14 protein-coding genes and 1 tRNA gene are annotated in these 18741 nt (G+C 65.3%); all 15 read right to left on the reverse strand.

Annotated elements, in window-relative coordinates; genetic code table 11:
- Positions 1–151: 151 nt before the first annotated feature.
- A tRNA-Arg gene (locus BLT98_RS21450) sits at positions 152–226 on the reverse strand.
- A gap of 65 nt (positions 227–291) precedes the next feature.
- A complete protein-coding gene (locus tag BLT98_RS21455) occupies positions 292–1026 on the reverse strand; it encodes a PEP_CTERM-anchored TLD domain-containing protein (RefSeq protein WP_211615062.1) in 735 nt (244 codons plus the stop codon).
- A 122-nt stretch (positions 1027–1148) separates the two neighbouring features.
- The gene (locus BLT98_RS21460; RefSeq protein ID WP_070253587.1) at positions 1149–1541 is read right to left on the reverse strand and encodes a RidA family protein; all 393 of its coding nucleotides are present in this window, start codon (positions 1539–1541) and stop codon (positions 1149–1151) included.
- Positions 1542–1567: 26 nt separating this feature from the next.
- A complete protein-coding gene (locus BLT98_RS21465) occupies positions 1568–2728 on the reverse strand; it encodes an acyl-CoA dehydrogenase family protein (RefSeq protein ID WP_092611299.1) in 1161 nt (386 codons plus the stop codon).
- 1 nt (position 2729) lies between these two features.
- Positions 2730–3584, reverse strand: coding sequence for an enoyl-CoA hydratase family protein (locus BLT98_RS21470; protein ID WP_092611302.1), 855 nt, complete (start codon positions 3582–3584; stop codon positions 2730–2732).
- A 2-nt stretch (positions 3585–3586) separates the two neighbouring features.
- Entirely contained in the window at positions 3587–4099 is a 513-nt protein-coding gene (locus BLT98_RS21475; protein ID WP_092611305.1) for a MarR family winged helix-turn-helix transcriptional regulator, read from the reverse strand.
- Between the two features lie 13 nt (positions 4100–4112).
- Positions 4113–4901, reverse strand: coding sequence for an SDR family NAD(P)-dependent oxidoreductase (locus BLT98_RS21480; protein ID WP_092611308.1), 789 nt, complete (start codon positions 4899–4901; stop codon positions 4113–4115).
- 1 nt (position 4902) lies between these two features.
- Positions 4903–7284, reverse strand: a complete 2382-nt coding sequence (locus BLT98_RS21485) for a bifunctional salicylyl-CoA 5-hydroxylase/oxidoreductase (protein WP_092611311.1) — start codon at positions 7282–7284, stop codon at positions 4903–4905.
- Positions 7281–8900 (reverse strand): AMP-binding protein, encoded by a 1620-nt coding sequence (locus tag BLT98_RS21490; RefSeq protein ID WP_092612007.1) that lies wholly within the window; start codon positions 8898–8900, stop codon positions 7281–7283. The genes BLT98_RS21485 and BLT98_RS21490 overlap by 4 nt, the downstream gene beginning before the upstream one ends.
- 93 nt (positions 8901–8993) lie before the next feature.
- Positions 8994–9704, reverse strand: coding sequence for a response regulator (locus BLT98_RS21495; protein ID WP_034782102.1), 711 nt, complete (start codon positions 9702–9704; stop codon positions 8994–8996).
- Positions 9705–9790: 86 nt separating this feature from the next.
- Positions 9791–14020: a hybrid sensor histidine kinase/response regulator gene (locus tag BLT98_RS21500; protein WP_244517629.1), complete on the reverse strand. Its 4230-nt coding sequence runs from the start codon at positions 14018–14020 to the stop codon at positions 9791–9793.
- 54 nt (positions 14021–14074) lie between these two features.
- The gene (locus BLT98_RS21505; protein ID WP_034751717.1) at positions 14075–15244 is read right to left on the reverse strand and encodes a patatin-like phospholipase family protein; all 1170 of its coding nucleotides are present in this window, start codon (positions 15242–15244) and stop codon (positions 14075–14077) included.
- A 39-nt stretch (positions 15245–15283) separates the two neighbouring features.
- On the reverse strand, positions 15284–17059 hold the full coding sequence (ggt, locus tag BLT98_RS21510; protein WP_092611314.1) for a gamma-glutamyltransferase: 1776 nt from the start codon (positions 17057–17059) through the stop codon (positions 15284–15286).
- A gap of 84 nt (positions 17060–17143) precedes the next feature.
- Positions 17144–17902 (reverse strand): 3-hydroxyacyl-CoA dehydrogenase, encoded by a 759-nt coding sequence (locus tag BLT98_RS21515; protein ID WP_092611317.1) that lies wholly within the window; start codon positions 17900–17902, stop codon positions 17144–17146.
- A gap of 150 nt (positions 17903–18052) precedes the next feature.
- A complete protein-coding gene (locus BLT98_RS21520) occupies positions 18053–18466 on the reverse strand; it encodes a hypothetical protein (RefSeq protein ID WP_139179347.1) in 414 nt (137 codons plus the stop codon).
- Positions 18467–18741: the final 275 nt, after the last annotated feature.

Here is an 18741-nt window from a genome sequence, read left to right on the forward strand (position 1 = left end):
GAGTGCTCGGGCGCCGCCTCGCGCGCACCGCGTGGTGCGCCAAACAGCCGCCGATTAGATGAATGAAGCACGCATTGTACCGACAACTCGGCACCACCAGTGCATTGCGGCCAGCATAAACTCAGGCCACCGGCGCGCGTTGCGTGGAATGTGGTGTCGCCAGCAGGAATCGAACCTGCATTTAAGTCTTAGGAGGACCTTGTACTATCCATTGTACGATGGCGACACGCGCAGCGGCATTATACAGGCAAGCGCCTGCCATTAACAGCCTGGCAAGCGGGCGGTGCCACTTCAGGCAACGCGTGCCATAGCCCTGCCGCGCTGGCGCACCAGCAACACAAGCAATCCGGCCAGAAGCAGTCCATAGGTGGCCGGCTCCGGTACGGCACTGATGGCAAATACCTGGATGGCGCCGAAGGTCACATCGTTGCCATGCCACGTGGAGCCATCGAGCAAACTGAGGCCTGTCAATGACTGCCCAGGGTAGTTATAGGTATACAAGAAAGAACTGCCGCCATGCGTGAGGTCTTGCGGCACATACAAATCATGCCCATAGCCAAATGTCGGGCCATAATTGGACTGATTGTAGGTCTGGTCCTTGCCGATACCGTCACCGTTGAAATACTGCGGCAGTTGCTGCAGCCTGAAGCCGGCAGTCAGATTGAACAGGAAGGCCGTGCGTTGGCTGTCATCCATGGTGACATGCATGCCATCGGTGGAGCTCCAGCTCTGTGGATTGTAGCCGCCCACCAGCCACGTCTTGCCCGATGAATTCGTGGCCTCCATGACGGAAAAGGTGCGTCCCTTGCCATCGGATGCCTTGTGAAAGTCCAGCGAAGTGTCGCCCGCTGCCTTGCTGTAAATGTTCGTCAGCGCCAGATTGCCTTCACCGAGCCAGGTTTCCAGTTGCGCCTGATAGCCGGGGGACAATAGCGACGTACCGGGCCCCGCCTGCGCGCCCAGGCAAAAACCCATACTGGCCACGGCTAGCACCACACTTCTTGCCGTTCTGAAATTATTGCGCATCCTCTACCTCGACTGTCAGTATTTAAAACCGGTCTATGTTCCGGTTGCCAAATATAACACGATAGATAATGTTTTTATATTTATTATTTAGATGCCGATACGCAATATTTCATAGCAGAAATTCAGTCAGGCAGCACCGCCGTCACTTCGATCTCGACCTTCGCCCTGTCTTCGATCAGTCCCGCCACCTGCACCGCCGTCATGGCCGGAAAATGCTTGCCGATCAGCTCGCGGTAGGCAAGGCCGATTTGTGGATATGCCGCCACATATTCCTTCTTGTCCAGTACATACCAGTTCATGCGCACGATGTGCTCGGGCAAGGCGCCCGCCTCGGCCAGCACGGCGACGATATTCTGCAAGGCCTGGCGCACCTGTGCCGCAAAATCGTCCGTGTGGAACTGGCCCTGCGCGTCCCAGCCTATCATGCCGCTGACGTACACCGTGCGCCCGCTGGCGGCAATGCCATTCGCATAGCCGCGCGGCCTGGCCCATCCCGGTGGTTGTAACACTTGCATATTGTTTTCCTCGTTGTTCATGCGCTTCATGTGTCCGCTGCCTCGCGCAGCAGTTCGCGCGCGATGATCAGTTGCTGTACTTCGCTGGCGCCCTCGTAGATGCGCAAGGCGCGGATTTCGCGGTACAGGCGCTCGACCGGATGCCCGCTGACCACGCCCATGCCGCCAAACAGTTGCACGGCCGCGTCGATCACCTGCTGCGCCGTTTCCGTGGCCGTCAGCTTCGCCATGGCCGCCTCCTTCGTCACCTTGCGGCCCTGGTCGCGCTGCCAGGCGGCGCGGTAGGTGAGCAGCGCGGCCGCGTCAATGCCGGTGGCCATCTGCGCCAATTTTGCCTGCGTCAGCTGAAAGTCCGCCAGGGTCTGGCCAAACATCTGGCGCTTTGTCGCGTGGCGCAGCGCTTCGTCGAACGCGCGCCGCGCAAAGCCCAACGCCGCGGCGGCGACCGAGGTGCGGAACACGTCGAGTGTCGCCATCGCCACCTTGAAGCCCTGCCCCGCCTCTCCCAGGCGCTGCGACACGGGCACGCGGCAATTGGCAAAGCGCAGGCGCGCCAGCGGATGCGGCGCAATGACGGCGATGCGCTCGGCGATTTCCAGCCCGGGATTGTCGGCATCGACGATGAAGGCGCTGATGCCGCGCGCGCCCGGCGCCTCGCCCGTGCGGGCGAACACCACGTAAAAGTCGGCGATGCCGCCGTTCGATATCCACGTCTTTTCGCCGTCGAGCACATACTCGTCGCCATCGCGGCGCGCCGCGCACGCCATGGCCGCCACGTCGGAGCCGGCCTGCGGCTCGGACAGGGCAAAGGCGGCGATGCGCTTGCCGCTGGCCACGTCCGGCAAATAGCGCGCCTTGTTTTGCGCGCTGCCGAACAGGCCGATGGCGCCCGAACCGAGTCCCTGCATGGCAAAGGCGAAATCGGCCAGGCCGTTGTGGCGCGCCAAGGTTTCGCGCATCAGGCAAATGGCGCGCGTATCGATCTTGCCATCGATACCCGTGGCATGCGCCAGCCAGCCGCCCTGCCCCAGCTGTGCCACCAGCGCGCGACAGGCCGCATCGACGTCGGCGCCGTGCGCGTCGTCCAGGTGCTGCGTCGCCCAGGTATCGAGCTCAGACTCAAGCTCGGCATGCCGCGCTTCGAAAAACGGCCAGTCCAGGTAAGTCGTATCGCGTGTATGTTGCATCTTAATCGCCCTCGAATTGCGGTGTTTCTTTCGCCACGAAGGCGTGATAGGCGCGGTGGAAATCGTTGGTGGCCATGCAAATGGCTTGCGCCTGCGCTTCCGCTTCGATGGCTTCATCGACACCCATGTTCCACTCCTGCTGCAGCATTTTTTTCGTCATGCCGTGCGCGAACGTGGGACCGCTGGCCAGGCCGGCGGCGAACAGCTGCGCCGCCTGCGCCAGTTCTTCCGGCTCGACCAGGCGGTTGAGCCAGCCCCAGCGTTCGGCCTCCGTCCCTGGCAAGGAGCGCCCCGTATACAGCAGCTCGGCGGCGCGGCCCTGGCCGATCACGCGCGGCAGCAAGGCGCAGGCGCCCATGTCACAGCCGGCCAGGCCCACGCGGGTAAACAGGAAAGCCGTCTTGCTGCGCGCCGTGCCGATGCGGATATCGGAAGCCAGCGCCAGCATGGCGCCGGCGCCCGCGCAAATGCCGTCGATGGCGGCGATGATGGGCTGCGGGCAGGCGCGCATGGCTTTCACCACGTCGCCCGTCATGCGGGTAAACGCCAGCAGGCCGGGCATGTCGAGCTGCGTCAGGGGGCCGATGATGTCGTGCACGTCGCCGCCGGAGCAGAAATTGTCGCCGCTGCCCGTAATCACCACGGCCTTGACGTCGTCCGCATGCGCCAGCGCGCGAAACAGCTCGCGCAGTTCCGCATACGAGTCAAAAGTGAGCGGATTCTTGCGCTCGGGCCGGTGGAGGGTCAAGGTGGCGACGCCTACGTCGACGGAAAACAGGAAATGCCGCGCGGCGTAGCCAGCCAGGCTGGCGCGGTTGCCTGGCAGGTCTTGCGGCTGGCCGGGTAGATGGCGCATGGTCAATCCTTGAGGGTAGTGTTATTCAACTGCTGCTTCATGTGCGACAGCAGGTCGATCAATTGGTTTTTGTCGTCCGGCGTCACGCCGTGCAGCAGTTCCGCGATCCAGCCTTCGTGCACGCGCGCCATCTCGTCGAACGCGCGCCGGCCGGCCGGCGTCAGCTTGACGCTGTACGAGCGGCGGTCCTTCGGATCGACCACGCGCGCCACCAGTTTTTCCTGCTCCAGCTGGTCAGTGATGCCCGTGATATTGCCGCCCGTGACCATCATGCGCTTGGACAGTTCGCCCATGCGCAAGCCATCGGGAAAGCGTTCGAGCTGCGCCATCAAGTCGAAACGGGGCAAGGTGATGCCGAAGGTGGCGCGCAAGCGCGTGCGCACCTCGTTTTCAATCTTGACCGTGCACGAGAGCATGCGCAGCCACAGCTTGAGCGACTGGTGGTGGTCCTGCGTCAGCCGGCTCGCCAGGTCCAGTACAGGTTCTTCCGGTACGTTCTCGGTTTCTTTATCCATGGTCTTCATTCAGTTACATGACTTCGCCGCCGGCGACGGCGATCGATTGTCCATTCATGGCGGCCGACGCGGGCAGGCAGAGCCACGCTACCGCATCGGCCACTTCCCGTGGCTGCACCAGCCGCTGCTGCGGATTGCCGGCCGCCAGTTCCGCGCGCGCAGCGTCTTCGCCGCGCCCCGTCTTGCGCACGATGTTTTGCACGGCCTGCGCCACCATGTCCGTTTCCGTGTAGCCGGGGCAGACGGCATTGACGGTGACGCCGCGCGGCGCCACTTCCAGCGCCAGCGCGCGCGTCAGGCCGATCACGCCATGCTTGGCGGCGACATAGGCGCTGACATAGCGATAGCCTTTCAAGCCCGCCGTTGACGCCACGTTGACGATGCGCCCCCAGCCCGCTTCCAGCATGGCCGGCATGGCCGCCTGGCAGCAGTGGAACACGCCCGTCAGGTTCACGGCCAGCATCTGCTGCCAGATGGCCGCGTCCGTCTTGCCGAAAGGCGCCGCATGCGCCTGGCCCGCGTTATTGATCAAGATATCGATGCGGCCGAAATGCGCGGCAGCCTGCGCGAAGCCCGCCTGCACGGACGCTTCCACGGCCACGTCGAGCACGCAGATGGCGACCCTGCCCGCATGGCCCTCCTCTTCCAGCTGCATGCGCGCGCGCGCCAGCCGCGCGCCATCGCGCCCGGCCAGGGTCACCCTGGCGCCCGCGTCCAGCAAGGCGGCCGCGCAAGCCAGACCGATGCCGCTGCCGGCGCCCGTCACCAGCGCATGCTTGTCGATTATCGCTTGCGTCTTCATGTCATCCTTCCAGCAGCCGCGCGGCCACCTGTTGCGGGGTGAGGCCCATGCTGGCGGCGGCCAGCTGGCGCTCGCGCTGCAGATTGCGTTCCAGCTGCTGCTGGCCCGGGCGGTACTGTTTCGGCCAAGCCGCGCCGGCGCCAGCGCCGCTGTAGCCGATGCGCGCCATTTCCGTCAGGGTCCAGGCGGGGTTGGCCAGGTGCGGCCGGCCCACGGCGCACAGGTCGGCGCGCCCTGCGGCGATGATGCTGTTGGCGTGGTCCGCTTCGAAGATCGAGCCGACGGCCATGCTGGCGATGCCCGCCTCGTTGCGCACGCGGTCGGCAAACGGCGCCTGGAACATGCGCCCGTACACGGGCTGTTCGAGCTTGCTGACCTGGCCCGAGGAACAGTCGATCAGGTCGGCGCCTGCCTGCTTGAACAGGCGCGCGATCAGTACCGCATCGTCGGGCGTGATGCCGCCGTCGACCCAGTCGTGGGCCGAGATGCGCACGCTCATGGGTTTATCCTGCGGCCAGGCGGCGCGCATGGCGCGGAACACGCGCAGCGGATAGCGGCAGCGGTTTTCCAGGCTGCCGCCATATTCGTCCACGCGGCGGTTGGTCAGCGGCGAGATAAAACTCGACAGCAAATAGCCATGCGCGCAATGCAGTTCCAGCCAGTCGAAACCGGCGACGGCCGCAGCCAGGGTGGCGCGCACGAAATCCTGCTCGATGCGCGCCAGGTCGCTTTCCGTGGCCGCCCGCGCCACCTGCGACACGCCCGCCAGATATTGCTGTTCCGATGCCGCCAGCAGCGTCCAGTTATCCTCTTTCAAGGGCAGATCGATGCCATCCCACATGGGCCGCGTCGAGCCTTTCGGCCCCGCGTGGCCCAGCTGCAGGGCGATCTTCGCATCGCTGTTCGCATGCACGAAATCGACGATGCGGCGCCAGGCTTGCGTATGCGCTTCGCTGTACATGCCGGGACAAGCGGGCGTGATGCGCGCATCGGCCGACACGCACGTCATCTCGGCAAACACGAGCCCCGCGCCGCCCATGGCGCGCGCGCCCAGGTGCATCAGATGGTAGTCGCCCGCCACGCCATCGACGGCGCTGTACTGCGCCATCGGCGAGACAGCGATGCGGTTTTTCAGCAGCACGCCGCGCAGTCGGAAGGGCGTGAGCATGGGCGGCAAAGCCTCGTCCCGCATCTCCACGCCAGCCTGCTCGCCCGCGCGCCGCGCCAGCCATTGTTCATAGCCGGCCACGTAGGCAGGGTCGCGCAGGCGCAGGTTTTCATGCGAAATGCGCTGGCTGCGCGTGAGCATGGAATAGGCGAACTGCGGCGCTTCCATGGCGCTGTAGCGCTCGACGTTTTCAAACCACTCCATGGAATTGCGCGCCGCGCTCTGGATTTTCAGCACCTCGATGGCGCGCAGCTGCTGGTAGGCGGCCAGCGCCGCAGCCGTCTCGGCATGCCGGTCGAAGCAGCGCGCCAGCTCGATGGCGTCTTCCAGCGCCAGCTTGGTGCCCGAGCCTATGGAATAATGGGCCGTGTGGGCCGCGTCGCCCATCAGCACGACGGGCACGCCGTCCTGTACATGCACCCATTGCCGGCAGACGATGCGGGGAAAGGTGATCCACTGGGCCGAACCGCGCAAGTGCGGCGAATTGCTCAGCAGGCCATGGCCGTCGAGTTCCTCGGCGAACAGGGCTTCGCAAAAGGCGATGCCCTGTTCCTGGCTCATGGCATCCAGGCCCGCCGCGCGCCACACGTGTTCGGGCGTTTCGACGATGAAGGTCGAGGTCTCGCCGTCATACTGGTAGATATGCGCCTGAAACCAGCCGTGCGGCGTCTGGCGGAAGGCAAACGTGAACGCTTCGAATTTCTTGCGCGTGCCCAGCCAGACGAAGCGGCAATGGCGCTGCTCGATTTCCGGCTGGTAGCTGGCCGCATAGCGCGTGCGGATGCGGCTGTTCAAGCCGTCGCTGGCGATCACCAGGTCGGCGCCGTACTGGCGCGCGATGGCCTGGTCGTCCTGCACCTCCGTCTCGAATACCAGCTGCACGCCGAGTTCCTCGCAGCGCGCCTGCAGGATATTGAGCAGGCGCTTGCGGCCGATGCCGCAAAAGCCATGGCCGCCGGAACGCACGGTCTCGCCCTTGAAGTGGATCTCGATATCGTCCCAGTGGTTGAACGCCTGCAGGATGGCGCGCGCAGTCGGCTCGTCCGCATTGGCCAGGTTGCCCAGCGTCTGGTCGGAAAACACCACGCCCCAGCCAAACGTGTCGTACGGGCGGTTGCGCTCGATGACGGTGATGCGGTGATCCGGGTTCTGCTTTTTCATGAGCAGGCTGAAATACAGGCCGGCGGGACCGCCGCCGATGCAGACAATATTCATGGAGTGTCCGTGCGAAGTTTGAAGCGCTGCAGCTTGCCCGTTTCCGTGCGCGGCAGGGAAGGCAGGAAACGGATGGCGCGCGGATATTTATACGGGGCGATCTGCTGGCGCACGAAGTCCTGCAGTTCGGCTGCCAGCAGGCCGCTGGCCTGGCAGCCATCCTTCAGCACCACATGCGCCTCGACGATCTGGCCACGCTCGGCATCGGCGCGCCCGACCACGCCGCATTCGGCCACGGCCGGATGGCGCAGCAGCGCCTCTTCCACTTCCGGACCGGCGATGTTGTAGCCGGCCGAGACGATCATGTCGTCGCTACGCGAGCGGTAATAGAAATAGCCGTCGGCATCCATCTCGAAGGTGTCGCCCGTCAGGTTCCAGCCATTCTGCACATACTCGCGCTGGCGCGGGTCGGACAGGTAGCGGCAACCGGTGGGGCCTTTCACGGCCAGGCGGCCCGTCACGCCGGGCGGCTGCGGCACGCCGGCGTCGTCGACGATGCACGCCTGGTAGCCGGGAATCGCCTTGCCGATGGCGCCGCGGCGGATGCCCTCGCCCGTGGCGGAAATGAAGATATGCAGCATCTCGGTGGCGCCGATGCCGTCCGTCATGGCCAGGCCCGTCGCCGCCTGCCAGGCGTCGCGCGTGGCCAGCGGCAGCGCCTCGCCGGCCGACACGGACAATCGCAGGCTGCGCACATCGTGGCTGGCCGCCAGGGGCGCCATCTGGCGGTAAAAGGTGGGCGCCGTGAAGCAGATCGTGGCTTGATAAGCGCCGATGGCGCGCAGCAGGCCGTCGGGCGTGAGTTTTTCCAGCAGCACGGTGGCCGCGCCAAAGCGCAGGGGGAACAGCAGCAAGCCGCCGAGGCCAAAGGTGAACGCCAGCGGCGGCGTGCCGATGAAGATATCGTCGGCGCGCACCTGCAGCATGGAGCGGGGAAAGCAGTCGCAGATGGCCAGCAGGTCGCGGTGCATGTGCATGGTGCCTTTGGGGACGCCCGTCGTGCCCGAGGTAAAGCTGATCAGGCAGACGTCGTCGGCCGCCGTGTCGCATGCGGCAAATGGCGCATCGTGGGCCGCCATGCGCTGCTCCAGTTCCGTGTCGTCGGCGCCAAAGCACAGCATGGGCGGCAGGGACGCCAGTGCGTCAAGTTCCGCGCGCAAGCCCTGCGCGCACAGCACGGCGTTTACTTCCGCCTTGGCCAGGATGGCGGACAGTTCGCGCGCGCGCAGCAGCGGCATGGTGGGCACGGCGATGCAGCCGGCTTTCAGCACGGCCAGCAGGCAGGCGGCCATCATGGGCGTATTCGCGCCGCGCAGCAGCACGCGGTTGCCGGGGATCAGATGCAGGTCGCTGCGCAGCACGTGGGCGATGCGGTCGACCTGCCGCGCCAGCTGCGCATAGGTCCAGCGCTGGCCGTCGGCAAGGATGGCGGTGCGCTCGCCACCGCCGCTGGCCACGGCCACATCGAGCAGCGCGGCGACGCAATTGAGACGCGGCGGATACTGCAGCTCGGACAAGTCCAGGCACAGCTGCGGCCAGAGTTCGCGCGGCGGCAAGTGCGTGTGGGCAAAGTCGTCCTGGGGAGATGCGGTGGTAGGCGAAGGGTCGCTGCTCATGCTCATCCTGGCTGATAGCGGGCGCGTGCACAAGGCCCGGAAGCAGATACTTTAAACCTAAAGTATTTTTCCAGCAAGCGGAAAACAGCAATTTCAGTCGACGCCGTCCTGCTGCCGCAGCAAACGCGCCTGCTGCGCCACGCTGCGCGCCAGCGCGGCCAGGGCCGCTTGTATCTGGTCGCCATCGAGCACCGAGGCCTGCAGCAGCGCCATCATGCCCGCTTCCGCGCCATGCAAGCCGAGGGTGCGGCAACCGAGGTGCAGCCGTTCGAGCTGCTGGCGCGCCTGGGCCGGTTCGCCGCGTGCCAGCAAGGCATCGACCTGTTCGCCGGCGGCGACTATCTGCCCCTGGAAGCCCGTCAGATACGCCAGCAGGCGTTCGCTGTCGATGCCCAGCCGCTGCAGCGTATCGCGCGGCGCCTCGGCCGGCAAGGCCGAGACGTCGAAGCAGGCGTCGATATGCTGGCGCACCTGCTCCGGCTGGAAAGGCTTGACGATATAGCCGGCAGCACCTGCCTGCACGGCGTCACGCACCGTGTCATGGTCATTGGCCGACGATACCAGCACGAGCGGCATGGCATCGAGCGCGCTGTCGGAGCGGATTTTCTGCAGCAGCTCCATGCCGGACAGGCGCGGCATGCGCAAATCGCAGAAGCACAGCGACGGACGCAAGCCGCCTTCGAGCTGCTCCCACGCGGCCGCGCCATCTTCGGCTTCCACGATATCGTGCACGCCGCAACTGTCGATCAAATGCATCAATACCATGCGCGACACGACATCATCGTCAACCACCAGTACTTTCATTGCTTTCTCCATTGGCGGCAGCGTCAAGGTGCCTGGCCGTATTCTACCCAGTTTCGCCGCGCGCTCGATGGCCGGCATTGCCTATTTTACATTTCCTTGCCCGAAACGGCTATTTGCGCCAACAGTGCGCGCAATTGCGGCAAATGCACGGCCACTTGCGTCCAGCGCCCGCCGTCCGCCGCCTCTTCCATTTCCGTGCACAGCATGTGCAGCTGCGTTTCATCGAGATAGGCGGCGCTGCCCTTCAAACCGTGCAGCAGGCGCCCGGCGCTTTCCTTGTCCTGCGCCGCCAGGGCGGCATCGAGTTCACGCAGGCGTCCCTCCAGGTCGGCGACAAAGGCGACGCGGATGCGCCGTTGCAGTTCGCCGCTGCGGATGGACTGGGACGGCGCCGGAACGGGAATCGCCGGCGCGATGCCGAACAGCGCATCGAGTTCGGCCTGCCCCCGCGCCGCGCCGCGCGGCACGTTCGACGGCATGCGCGGCAACATGAAGCCGCGCTGCAGCTGACGCTCGATGGCGCGCGCCAGCAAGCCATGCAGCGCCGCCTCGTCCACGGGCTTGCTGAGGAAATCATCCATGCCGACGCCGAGATAGCGGCTGCGGTCTTCTTCGCTGGCATTCGCCGTCAGGGCCACGATCATCAGTTCCTGGTCGCGCACGGGCTGGTCCGGCCAGCCGCCCACGCGGATCAGGCGCGTCGCCGTCGCCCCATCCATCTCCGGCATGCGCCCGTCCATCAGGATCAGGTCATAGCGCGTATGCACGCAGGCCGCCACCGCCAGCACGCCGTTGGCGACCACGTCGACCCGGTGCCCCAGCTCTTCGAGCATGACGCGGATGATGATCTGGTTGGTGGGGAAGTCTTCCGCGCACAGCACGCGCAGCTGGTGGCTGTGCGGCGCCAGCGCCACCTGCGGCACCAGCGGCGGCGCCACGCCATCGGCCAGCGGCAAGGTGAAGGCAAACGTGCTGCCCTGCCCCGGCGTGCTGGCCACCTCGATCTCGCCATCCATCAGTTCGACCAGCTGGCGGCAGATCGCCAGGCCCAGTCCCGTGCCGCCGTAGCGCCGCGTGGTGCTGGCGTCGGCCTGCTCGAACTTCTGGAACAGCCGCGCCATGGCTTCCGCATCGATGCCGATGCCGCTGTCGCTGACGGTGAAGCGGATCAGGTTGACCTTGCGTCCGCCGCTGCCGCTGGCCACGCCGGCGCGCTCGACGCACACGCTGACGCCGCCGCGCTGGGTGAACTTGAAGGCATTGCCGACCAGGTTGACCAGCACCTGGCGCAAGCGGGTCGGGTCGCCCACCACGAAGGGCGGCAGGTCGGGCGCGAAGTCGATGGAGAAACCGATGCTGCGCGCGGCCGCCTGCTCCTCGAACAGGCTGACGACCGTCTCGATCGCCGCGCCGAGCGCGAAGTCGATGTTTTCGATGCTCAGCTTGCCCGCCTCGATCTTGGAAAAATCGAGCAAGTCATTGATGATCACCAGCAGCGACTGGGCGTTGGCCTGGCCGCGCAGGATCTGCTCGCGCGTGGCGTCGTGCAGCTGCTCGTCGCGCAGGGCAAAGCCCAGCATGCCGATCACGCCGGCCAGCGGCGTGCGCATCTCGTGGCTCATGTTGGCCAAAAATTCCGACTTCTGGCGCGTCGCATCCTCGGCCTTGCGCTTGGCCTGGCGCAGGCTTTCCTCGTTTTTCGTCAGGCTGCTGTTCACTTGCGCCAGCTTTTCCGACTGGGCCAGCACTTCGATTTCCTTGCTCTGCAACTCGGCCGTGCGTTCGCTGACCTGCTTTTCCAGTTCATTCTGTTGATGCCGCAGCGCGCGCACGCGCTGGCGGTAGGCGCCATAGATGGCGCCCAGCAGCAGCACCGCCATCAGGGTGCGGAACCACCAGGTTTTCCAGAACGGCGGCAGGATCGTGATGGCCAGGGTGGCGCCGCTCTCGTTCCAGACACCGTCCTTGTTGGCCGCCTTGACGCGAAACACGTAGTTGCCGGCATCGAGGTTGGTATAGGTGGCAAAGCGCCGCCCCGCATCCGTCATGACCCAGTCCTGGTCGAAGCCTTCGAGCCGGTAGGCGAACATGTTGCGCTGGGGCGCGGCGAAATGCAGGGCCGCGAATTCCAGCGAAAAGACGCTTTCGCGGCTGGTCAGCACGAGGTTGCGCGTGTGGTCGATGGCCGCCTTGAGCACGTGCGCGAACTCGCCGCGGCCGATGGCCACCGGCTTGTTGAATATCTGCAGTTCCGTGATGGCCACCAGCGGCGGCACGCGGTTGTCGTGGATATCCTGCGGCACGAACGCCGTCATGCCGTTGAAGCCGCCGAAATACATGGTCCCGTCCGAGGCGCGCAAGGCCGCGCCATCGAAGTACGAGCCTTCCACCGTGCCATCGGCGCTATCGTAGTTGCGAAACAGGCCGCTGCGCATGTCAAGCCGCGTGATGCCGCTATTCGTACTGAGCCACAGCTGCTCGTTGTCGTCGCCGAGAATGCTGGCGACGGCGTCGTCGGCCATGCCATCCTTGCGCAGGAAGCGCCGGAAACGGATCTCGCCCTTGGCATCGACGTCCATGCGGTTCAAGCCATTGGCCGTGCCCACCCACAGCACGCCGCGCTTGTCTTCGTGCAGGAAATGCACTTCATCGTGGCTCAGGCTATGCGGATTTTGCGGATCGTGGCGGAAATGGCGGAAGTGGCCGCTGGCGCGGTCCAGCAAGTCCAGACCGTGGAAGGAACCGATCCACAGGCGCCCCTTGCCGTCTTCCAGCACGGGCCGCACCATGTTGTCGGACAGGCTGTTCGGGTTGGCCGGGTCGTGGCGGTAGGTGGTGAAGCGCTTGGTGACGGGGTCGAAGCGGTGCACGCCGCCCCGCGTCGAGACCCACAGCATGCCGCTGCGGTCGCTCACGATATTGCGGATGGTGTCGCTGTTCGGGTCGCCGGCGGCAAAGCGCATGGTGAAGAAGCGCCCCAGTGCGGGATCGAAGCGGTGCAAGCCCGTCGAGCCGCCCACCCACAGGGTGCCGTCCGGCGCCTTGTACAGGGTGGTGACCTGTTCGTCGCGCGACATGCCGGGAGAACTGCGCAGGTCGAACAGGCGCGAGCTGCCGTCGCGCGTGTCATACAGTTTCAGGCCGCCCTTGGTGGCCAGCCACAGCTTGCCATTGCCCGCGTCGGCCACGGCGCGCACTTTCTTGTCCGCCAGCGCGCCTACATCGCCGGGCGCGCGCGCCATGCGCGAAAAGCCGCCGCTGCCCAGGTCGACCCGGCTCACGCCGTTGTACCAGGAGCCGACCCAGAAGGTGCCGGCGCGGTCGCGGTACAGCGACGACAGCTGGTTATCGGCGACGCTGAATTTGTCGCCCGTCTGATGCCGGTACTGCAGGAAGGTGTCGCTCTCGGGCAGCCAGCGGAACAGGCCATCGGCATTGCTGCCCAGCCAGACAGTGGCGTCGACATCCTGGTACAGGCTGGCGACGCGGATGGCGGAAAAGCCATTTTTCTCACCGAAGCGCACTCTTGCCTGCGGCGGCTGGCCGGCGGCGCCCAGGCGCCAGCGCTCGGCGCCGGCCATGGTGCCGATCCACAGGTTCTGCTGGCGGTCGATCAGCAGCGACTGGATCACGTTGTACTTCGAGCCGGGCTCCGTGTCGACGGAAAAATGCTCGAAGCGCTCGCTGCCCGGCGCCAGCATGTCCAGGCCCGTTACCGTGCCGATCCACAGGCGCTGCTGCGCGTCCAGCGCCAGCGCCTTGATTTCATTGTCGCCCAGGCTGTGCGGGTTTCCCTCTTCATGGTGCCAGGTACGGAAGACGCCCGTGGCGGGATCGAAATGCTGCAAGCCGTCCGAGGTGGCGATCCAGAAGCCGCGCGCGCCATCTTCGAGAATGGCGTGGATATGCCGGTTGCCGTTACCGCGCTTGCTCTTTTCGGCCGGGACGTAATGGATGAAGGTCTGGCTGGCGGCATCGAAGCGGTCCAGGCCATTGTCGGTGCCCACCCACAGCTGGCCCTGGCTATCGACATGCAGTTCGCCCACCCAGTTGTCGGCCAGGCTGGTCTTGTCGCCTTCGATATTCTTGTAGACGACCATGCGGTAGCCATCGTAGCGGCTCAAGCCAGACTGGCTGCCGAACCACATATAGCCCTGCCGGTCCTGGGCGATGGCCAGCACCGATTCCTGCGCCAGGCCCTGGTCGACGCTGAGCTGGTCGAAACGCAGGGTGGGCGCAGGCGCCGCCGCGGCCGGGCCGCCCAGCAGCAGAATTAATAGTAAGGCAACATCGTAAACACGTCGAAATACCAGCACAATCGTCCTGTCAAAAAAAACGCGAAAAACCCGCACGCCGCTCCAAGGGCCGTCTCAGGAACCAAAGAACGCCAGGACATCATCCTTGCGGGCTTGCGTATCGCGCTGTCCAAGACGGATCAGCTCGTTAGTATACGTCGATTCGAACAATAAATACGATGCCAGCGCCGCGCCGCGCGCTTCTGCCGCGCCGATGCCCGACAACATGGTGCGGATGGGACGCGGCAGACTGCCGATATGCCGGCTGGCGATGGCGTCGAGCCGTTCGGACGGCGCGATGACCAGCAATTCCACCGGCCGCAAGGCCGTCTTGCCCAGCAATTCGGGCGGCAGCATCGACAGGGTCAGGTTGATGCGGTTCAGGCGCTCGATGTCGACGGCCAGGCCATCGAGGAAGATCGACGACAGCGCATGGCCGGCGATCTGCGCCAGGCTCGGGTAGCGCGCCGCCTCGGACGCGGCGGGCGCCGGTTCCGTCATGCGCCCCGCGCCCACCACCAGCACCTTGTTCGCGCCCAGGTGGATCGCCGGCGAGATCGGCGCCAGCTGGCGCATGGAGCCATCGCCGCAGTACTCGCGCTGGCCGCCCACATACAGGGGCACGGCAGGAAAGATGAAGGGGATGGCGGCCGAGGCGAGCAAGTGCTCCACGCCGATCTGGTCCGGCAGGGCCAGGCGCTGCGTGCGCACCCACGGCGCGATATCCTCGGCCGTCTGGTAAAACGTCATGTGGCGGCTGCCCGAATACGACGACGCCGTCACGGCCAGCGCATGCAGCAAGCCGTCGGCCAGGGCCGCGTCCAGGCGCGGCAAGTCGAGCATGCGGTGCAGCAGGCTGACCAGCGGGGTATTGTCGAGCAGGGAACTGGGCGGCGACGCATGCCACTGGCGCAGCAGCCAGCCGAACGACAGCAACGACAGCCAGCGCGCGCCCGAGCGGATCACGCCCAGTGAATCGGCCCGATACACTTGCTCGACTTCGATGTGCTGCCACACGTCGAGCAGCTTTTGCACGCCTTCGCCGAAGTTATCCGCGCGGCAGGCCAGCGCCGTGGCGTTGATGGCGCCGGCCGAGGTGCCGCAGATGATGTCGAACGGGTTGCGCGCCGGCGCCCAGCCCGCTTCCCACAGAATCGCTGAAATCGCCTGCAGCACGCCCACCTGGTAGGCGGCACGGGCGCCTCCTCCCGTCAGTATCAAGCCTGTTTTATTTTGCATTCCCATGCCGGCAGATTAGCAGGGTCTTGATACTTTGTGGAAATTTCAGTCGCCGCGCACCATGCCTTCCCTGCGTGGGTCGGCGCCGCCAAACCAGAAATCCTTGCCATGCGCATTCAGGCGCATGATGCCCTGCAAGCCGGAATTCTGTTCGATGACGCGCACTTCGTGGCCCATGGCCTGCAGCGCCTCGACTTGCGCGGCAGGCGCGCGGCCCTTTTCCAGTTCCGTCGGGCCGTTGCGGCTGCCAAAGTTCGGCAGGTTGATCGCCTGCTGCACGTTCATGCCCCAGTCCATGGTGCCGACCAGGACCTTGGCGACATAATTGATGATGGACGAGCCGCCGGGCGAACCCGTCGCCAGCACCAGCTTGTGCGTGCCCTTCTCGAACACGAGGGTGGGCGACATGGCGCTGCGCGGACGCTTGCCCGCCTCGACCCGGTTGGCAATCGGGCCGTCCGCGTCGCGCGAATCGAACGAGAAATCCGTCAGCTGGTTATTCAGCAAAAAGCCGTCGACCATCTGGCGCGAGCCGAACGCGTCTTCCACGCTGGTGGTCATCGACAGGCCGCCCCCAAAAGCGTCCACGGCCACCAGGTGCGAGGTCGACGGGCGCTGCAAGGCGTTGTCCATGCCCCACGCCACCTGCATGCCTGGCGGCGTGCCGGGCATGGCCTTGCCCATGGATTTGTCGCCGATCAGCGAGGCGCGCTGCGCCAGATAGGTTTTATCGAGCATCGAGGCGATACCGTTGCCCGGCAGCGGCACGAAGTCCGTGTCGGCCACGTAGCGGTTGCGGTCCGCGTAGGCCAGGCGCCCCGCTTCCGAGAACAGGTGGATCGCTTGCGCATCGAGCACGCCGTCGACGGGCGCATACGGCCGGATATCCTTCACTTCCAGCATGCCCAGCATCTGCGCGATGGCGATGCCGCCCGACGATGGCGGCGGCATGCCGCACACGGTCCATGCCTTGTAGTCGCTGCAGACGGGTTCACGCACCTTGGCCCGGTAGCCGGCGATATCTTGCGCCGTCAGCTTGCCCGGATTGGTCGGATGCGCCGCCACCTTGGCGGCGATGTCGCGCGCGATGCGGCCCTGGTAAAAAGCGTCGGCGCCGCCACGGGCGATCTCGCGCAGGGTGCGCGCCAGCTGCGGGTTTTTCAGCACGTGGCCGACGGACCAGGCCTTACCCTCTTTATCATAGAAATAGGCGGCGGCGACAGGGTCGCGCTTCAGGGCCTGGTCCCAATTCAACAGGCCGTTGAGGCGCTGGCTGACGGGAAAGCCGCCGTGCGCCAGCTTGATGGCAGGGCCGAACAGGGTCGCCCACGGCAGCTTGCCGTGTTCCTTGTGCGCCAGTTCCAGCATGCGCAGCACGCCAGGCGCGCCCACGGAACGCCCGCCCACCACGCCCGTGGCGCGCGAGACGGGGCTGCCGTCCGCATTCTGGAACAGGTGTTCATCGGCGCTAGCAGGGGCCGTTTCGCGTCCGTCGAACGCCTGCACGCCCTTGGCCGTGGAATACAGCAGGAAGGCGCCGCCGCCGATACCCGACGACTGCGGTTCGACCAGGGTGAGGACCAACTGCGTGGCGATGGCCGCGTCGATGGCGCTGCCGCCCTTTTTCAGCATCTGGTAGCCGGCATCGGCGGCCAGCGGATTGGCGGCGGCGACCATGAATTTCTGCGCTGCCCAACCCGATTTTTCCGCATACGCGGTAGCGATTTCCGGCGCCTTTTGCGGCACCTCGGCAAATACGGGACTGGCAGCCAGGGCTCCCAGCAAGGTCAGGCTCAGCGCCAGCGGCTTCAATGTGATCATGGATTCTCCGATAAAAAAAGGGCGCACAGCCAGGCAAGGCTGTACGCCCCATACGGGGGTATCCTACATCAAATCACGCCAGGCTTATTTCGGTTGCATGCGGATCGCGCCGTCCAAACGAATCGTCTCGCCATTGAGCATGACGTTTTCCATGATGGCTTTCACCAGTTGCGCGTATTCGCCGGGCTTGCCCAGGCGCGAAGGGAACGGCACCATCTTGCCCAGCGCATCCTGCACTTCGGCCGGCATGCCGAGCAGCATCGGCGTTTCGAAAATGCCGGGCGCCACCGTCATCACGCGGATGCCGTTGCGCGACAGGTCGCGCGCCATCGGCAGGGTCAGTCCCACCACGGCCGCCTTCGACGACGCATACGCGGCCTGGCCGATCTGGCCATCGTAGGCCGCCACGGAAGCCGTGTTGATGATGACGCCGCGCTCGCCTTCAACGGTGGCATCCTGCTTGGCCATGGCGTCGGCCGCCAGGCGGCACATATTGAAGGTACCCACCAGGTTGATGTTGACGACCTTCTGGAACAGGGCCAGCGGATGCGGGCCGTCCTTGCCCACGGTTTTCACGGCCGGCGCCACGCCGGCGCAGTTGACCAGGCCGCGCAAGGTACCCAGCTGGGTTGCCGCGGCCACCACGGCCAGGCCGTCTTCTTCCGACGTCACGTCGCACTGCACGAACACACCGTCCAACTCAACGGCCAGCGCCTGGCCCGCCTCCGTCTGCACGTCGGCCAGCACGACCTTGCCGCCGGCTGCCGTCAGCATGCGCGCCGTGGCCGCGCCCAGGCCCGATGCGCCGCCCGTGATGATGAATACATTGTCCTGAATCTGCATGAAATCTCCTGAGTGATAAGGGCCGTGTTCCCGGCGCCTGATGAGTGCATGGTGTCATGCATTACGTTTACGTAAACGTAATGTCGGCGACAATTGTAGCCATTTTTGCGGGCACCGAGCGAAAACTTGCAGCGCTGGCGTATGGAAAGGCTAAAAACACTGGATGAAAGCGCCGTTGCGGTGGCAGATGCGCCCGTTAGCATCGAGCGTGGCATTGCCCGCGCCGTTATAGCGCGCGCCGGCAGAGTCGCGGCAACCGCCTGTGTCGCATGCACCGATGGGCTGCGGCGCGCGCGGCATCGGTACGGCCGGGCTGGGCGGCAAGGGCGCCATGGGCACGACGGGCGGCACGGATTGCGCCGGCATGCGGCCGATCACCTGCGCCACGGAACGGCGCGGCTGCACGGGCGGCGCCGGGCGGCACGGTTCCACCGCCAGCTTGCTGCTGTCGCGCGGGTCGAGCTGGCACACGGGCAAGGACTCGGGCGCCTGCTGCTGCGCCCAGGCATGACCGCCAGCCGATACCGACATGCCGCAAGCCAGCACCACTATGCTTTTTGTCATCCGCTTCATGCCCTCTCCCAACGCTTCCATCGCCCGGTTTTCATTATTGGCACATGCCGCGCCAGATGCCAGCAAGGTAACAATTACTCACGCTTGCTGGTGCCGCACACCGCCGATGCGCGTCCTGTAACGGTGTTTTATTTCCTTTCAGTACTTTCTTTCTTGCCAGCATGGCATTACAATAAGAACGATTCTTATTCTCATTAGTGGAGTGAGAGCGCAATTTATTATCTTTTCACTCATTTATACCCGAGCCACCCGGAAGGCAGCCAGGA

The sequence above is a fragment of the Janthinobacterium sp. YR213 genome, assembly GCF_900099875.1.
Lineage (GTDB): Bacteria > Pseudomonadota > Gammaproteobacteria > Burkholderiales > Burkholderiaceae_D > Janthinobacterium > Janthinobacterium lividum.

Bases quoted from the DNA above. Each gene is read 5' to 3' on its own strand.
- BLT98_RS21455 (WP_211615062.1), bottom strand. From the start codon at position 1,026: ATGCGCAATAATTTCAGAACGGCAAGAAGTGTGGTGCTAGCCGTGGCC.
- BLT98_RS21460 (WP_070253587.1), bottom strand. From the start codon at position 1,541: ATGCAAGTGTTACAACCACCGGGATGGGCCAGGCCGCGCGGCTATGCG.
- BLT98_RS21485 (WP_092611311.1), bottom strand. From the start codon at position 7,284: ATGAATATTGTCTGCATCGGCGGCGGTCCCGCCGGCCTGTATTTCAGC.
- BLT98_RS21515 (WP_092611317.1), bottom strand. From the start codon at position 17,902: ATGCAGATTCAGGACAATGTATTCATCATCACGGGCGGCGCATCGGGC.
- BLT98_RS21520 (WP_139179347.1), bottom strand. From the start codon at position 18,466: ATGACAAAAAGCATAGTGGTGCTGGCTTGCGGCATGTCGGTATCGGCT.
- BLT98_RS21475 (WP_092611305.1), bottom strand. From the start codon at position 4,099: ATGGATAAAGAAACCGAGAACGTACCGGAAGAACCTGTACTGGACCTG.
- BLT98_RS21480 (WP_092611308.1), bottom strand. From the start codon at position 4,901: ATGAAGACGCAAGCGATAATCGACAAGCATGCGCTGGTGACGGGCGCC.
- BLT98_RS21465 (WP_092611299.1), bottom strand. From the start codon at position 2,728: ATGCAACATACACGCGATACGACTTACCTGGACTGGCCGTTTTTCGAA.
- BLT98_RS21505 (WP_034751717.1), bottom strand. From the start codon at position 15,244: ATGGGAATGCAAAATAAAACAGGCTTGATACTGACGGGAGGAGGCGCC.
- ggt (WP_092611314.1), bottom strand. From the start codon at position 17,059: ATGATCACATTGAAGCCGCTGGCGCTGAGCCTGACCTTGCTGGGAGCC.
- BLT98_RS21470 (WP_092611302.1), bottom strand. From the start codon at position 3,584: ATGCGCCATCTACCCGGCCAGCCGCAAGACCTGCCAGGCAACCGCGCC.
- BLT98_RS21490 (WP_092612007.1), bottom strand. From the start codon at position 8,900: ATGAGCAGCGACCCTTCGCCTACCACCGCATCTCCCCAGGACGACTTT.
- BLT98_RS21495 (WP_034782102.1), bottom strand. From the start codon at position 9,704: ATGAAAGTACTGGTGGTTGACGATGATGTCGTGTCGCGCATGGTATTG.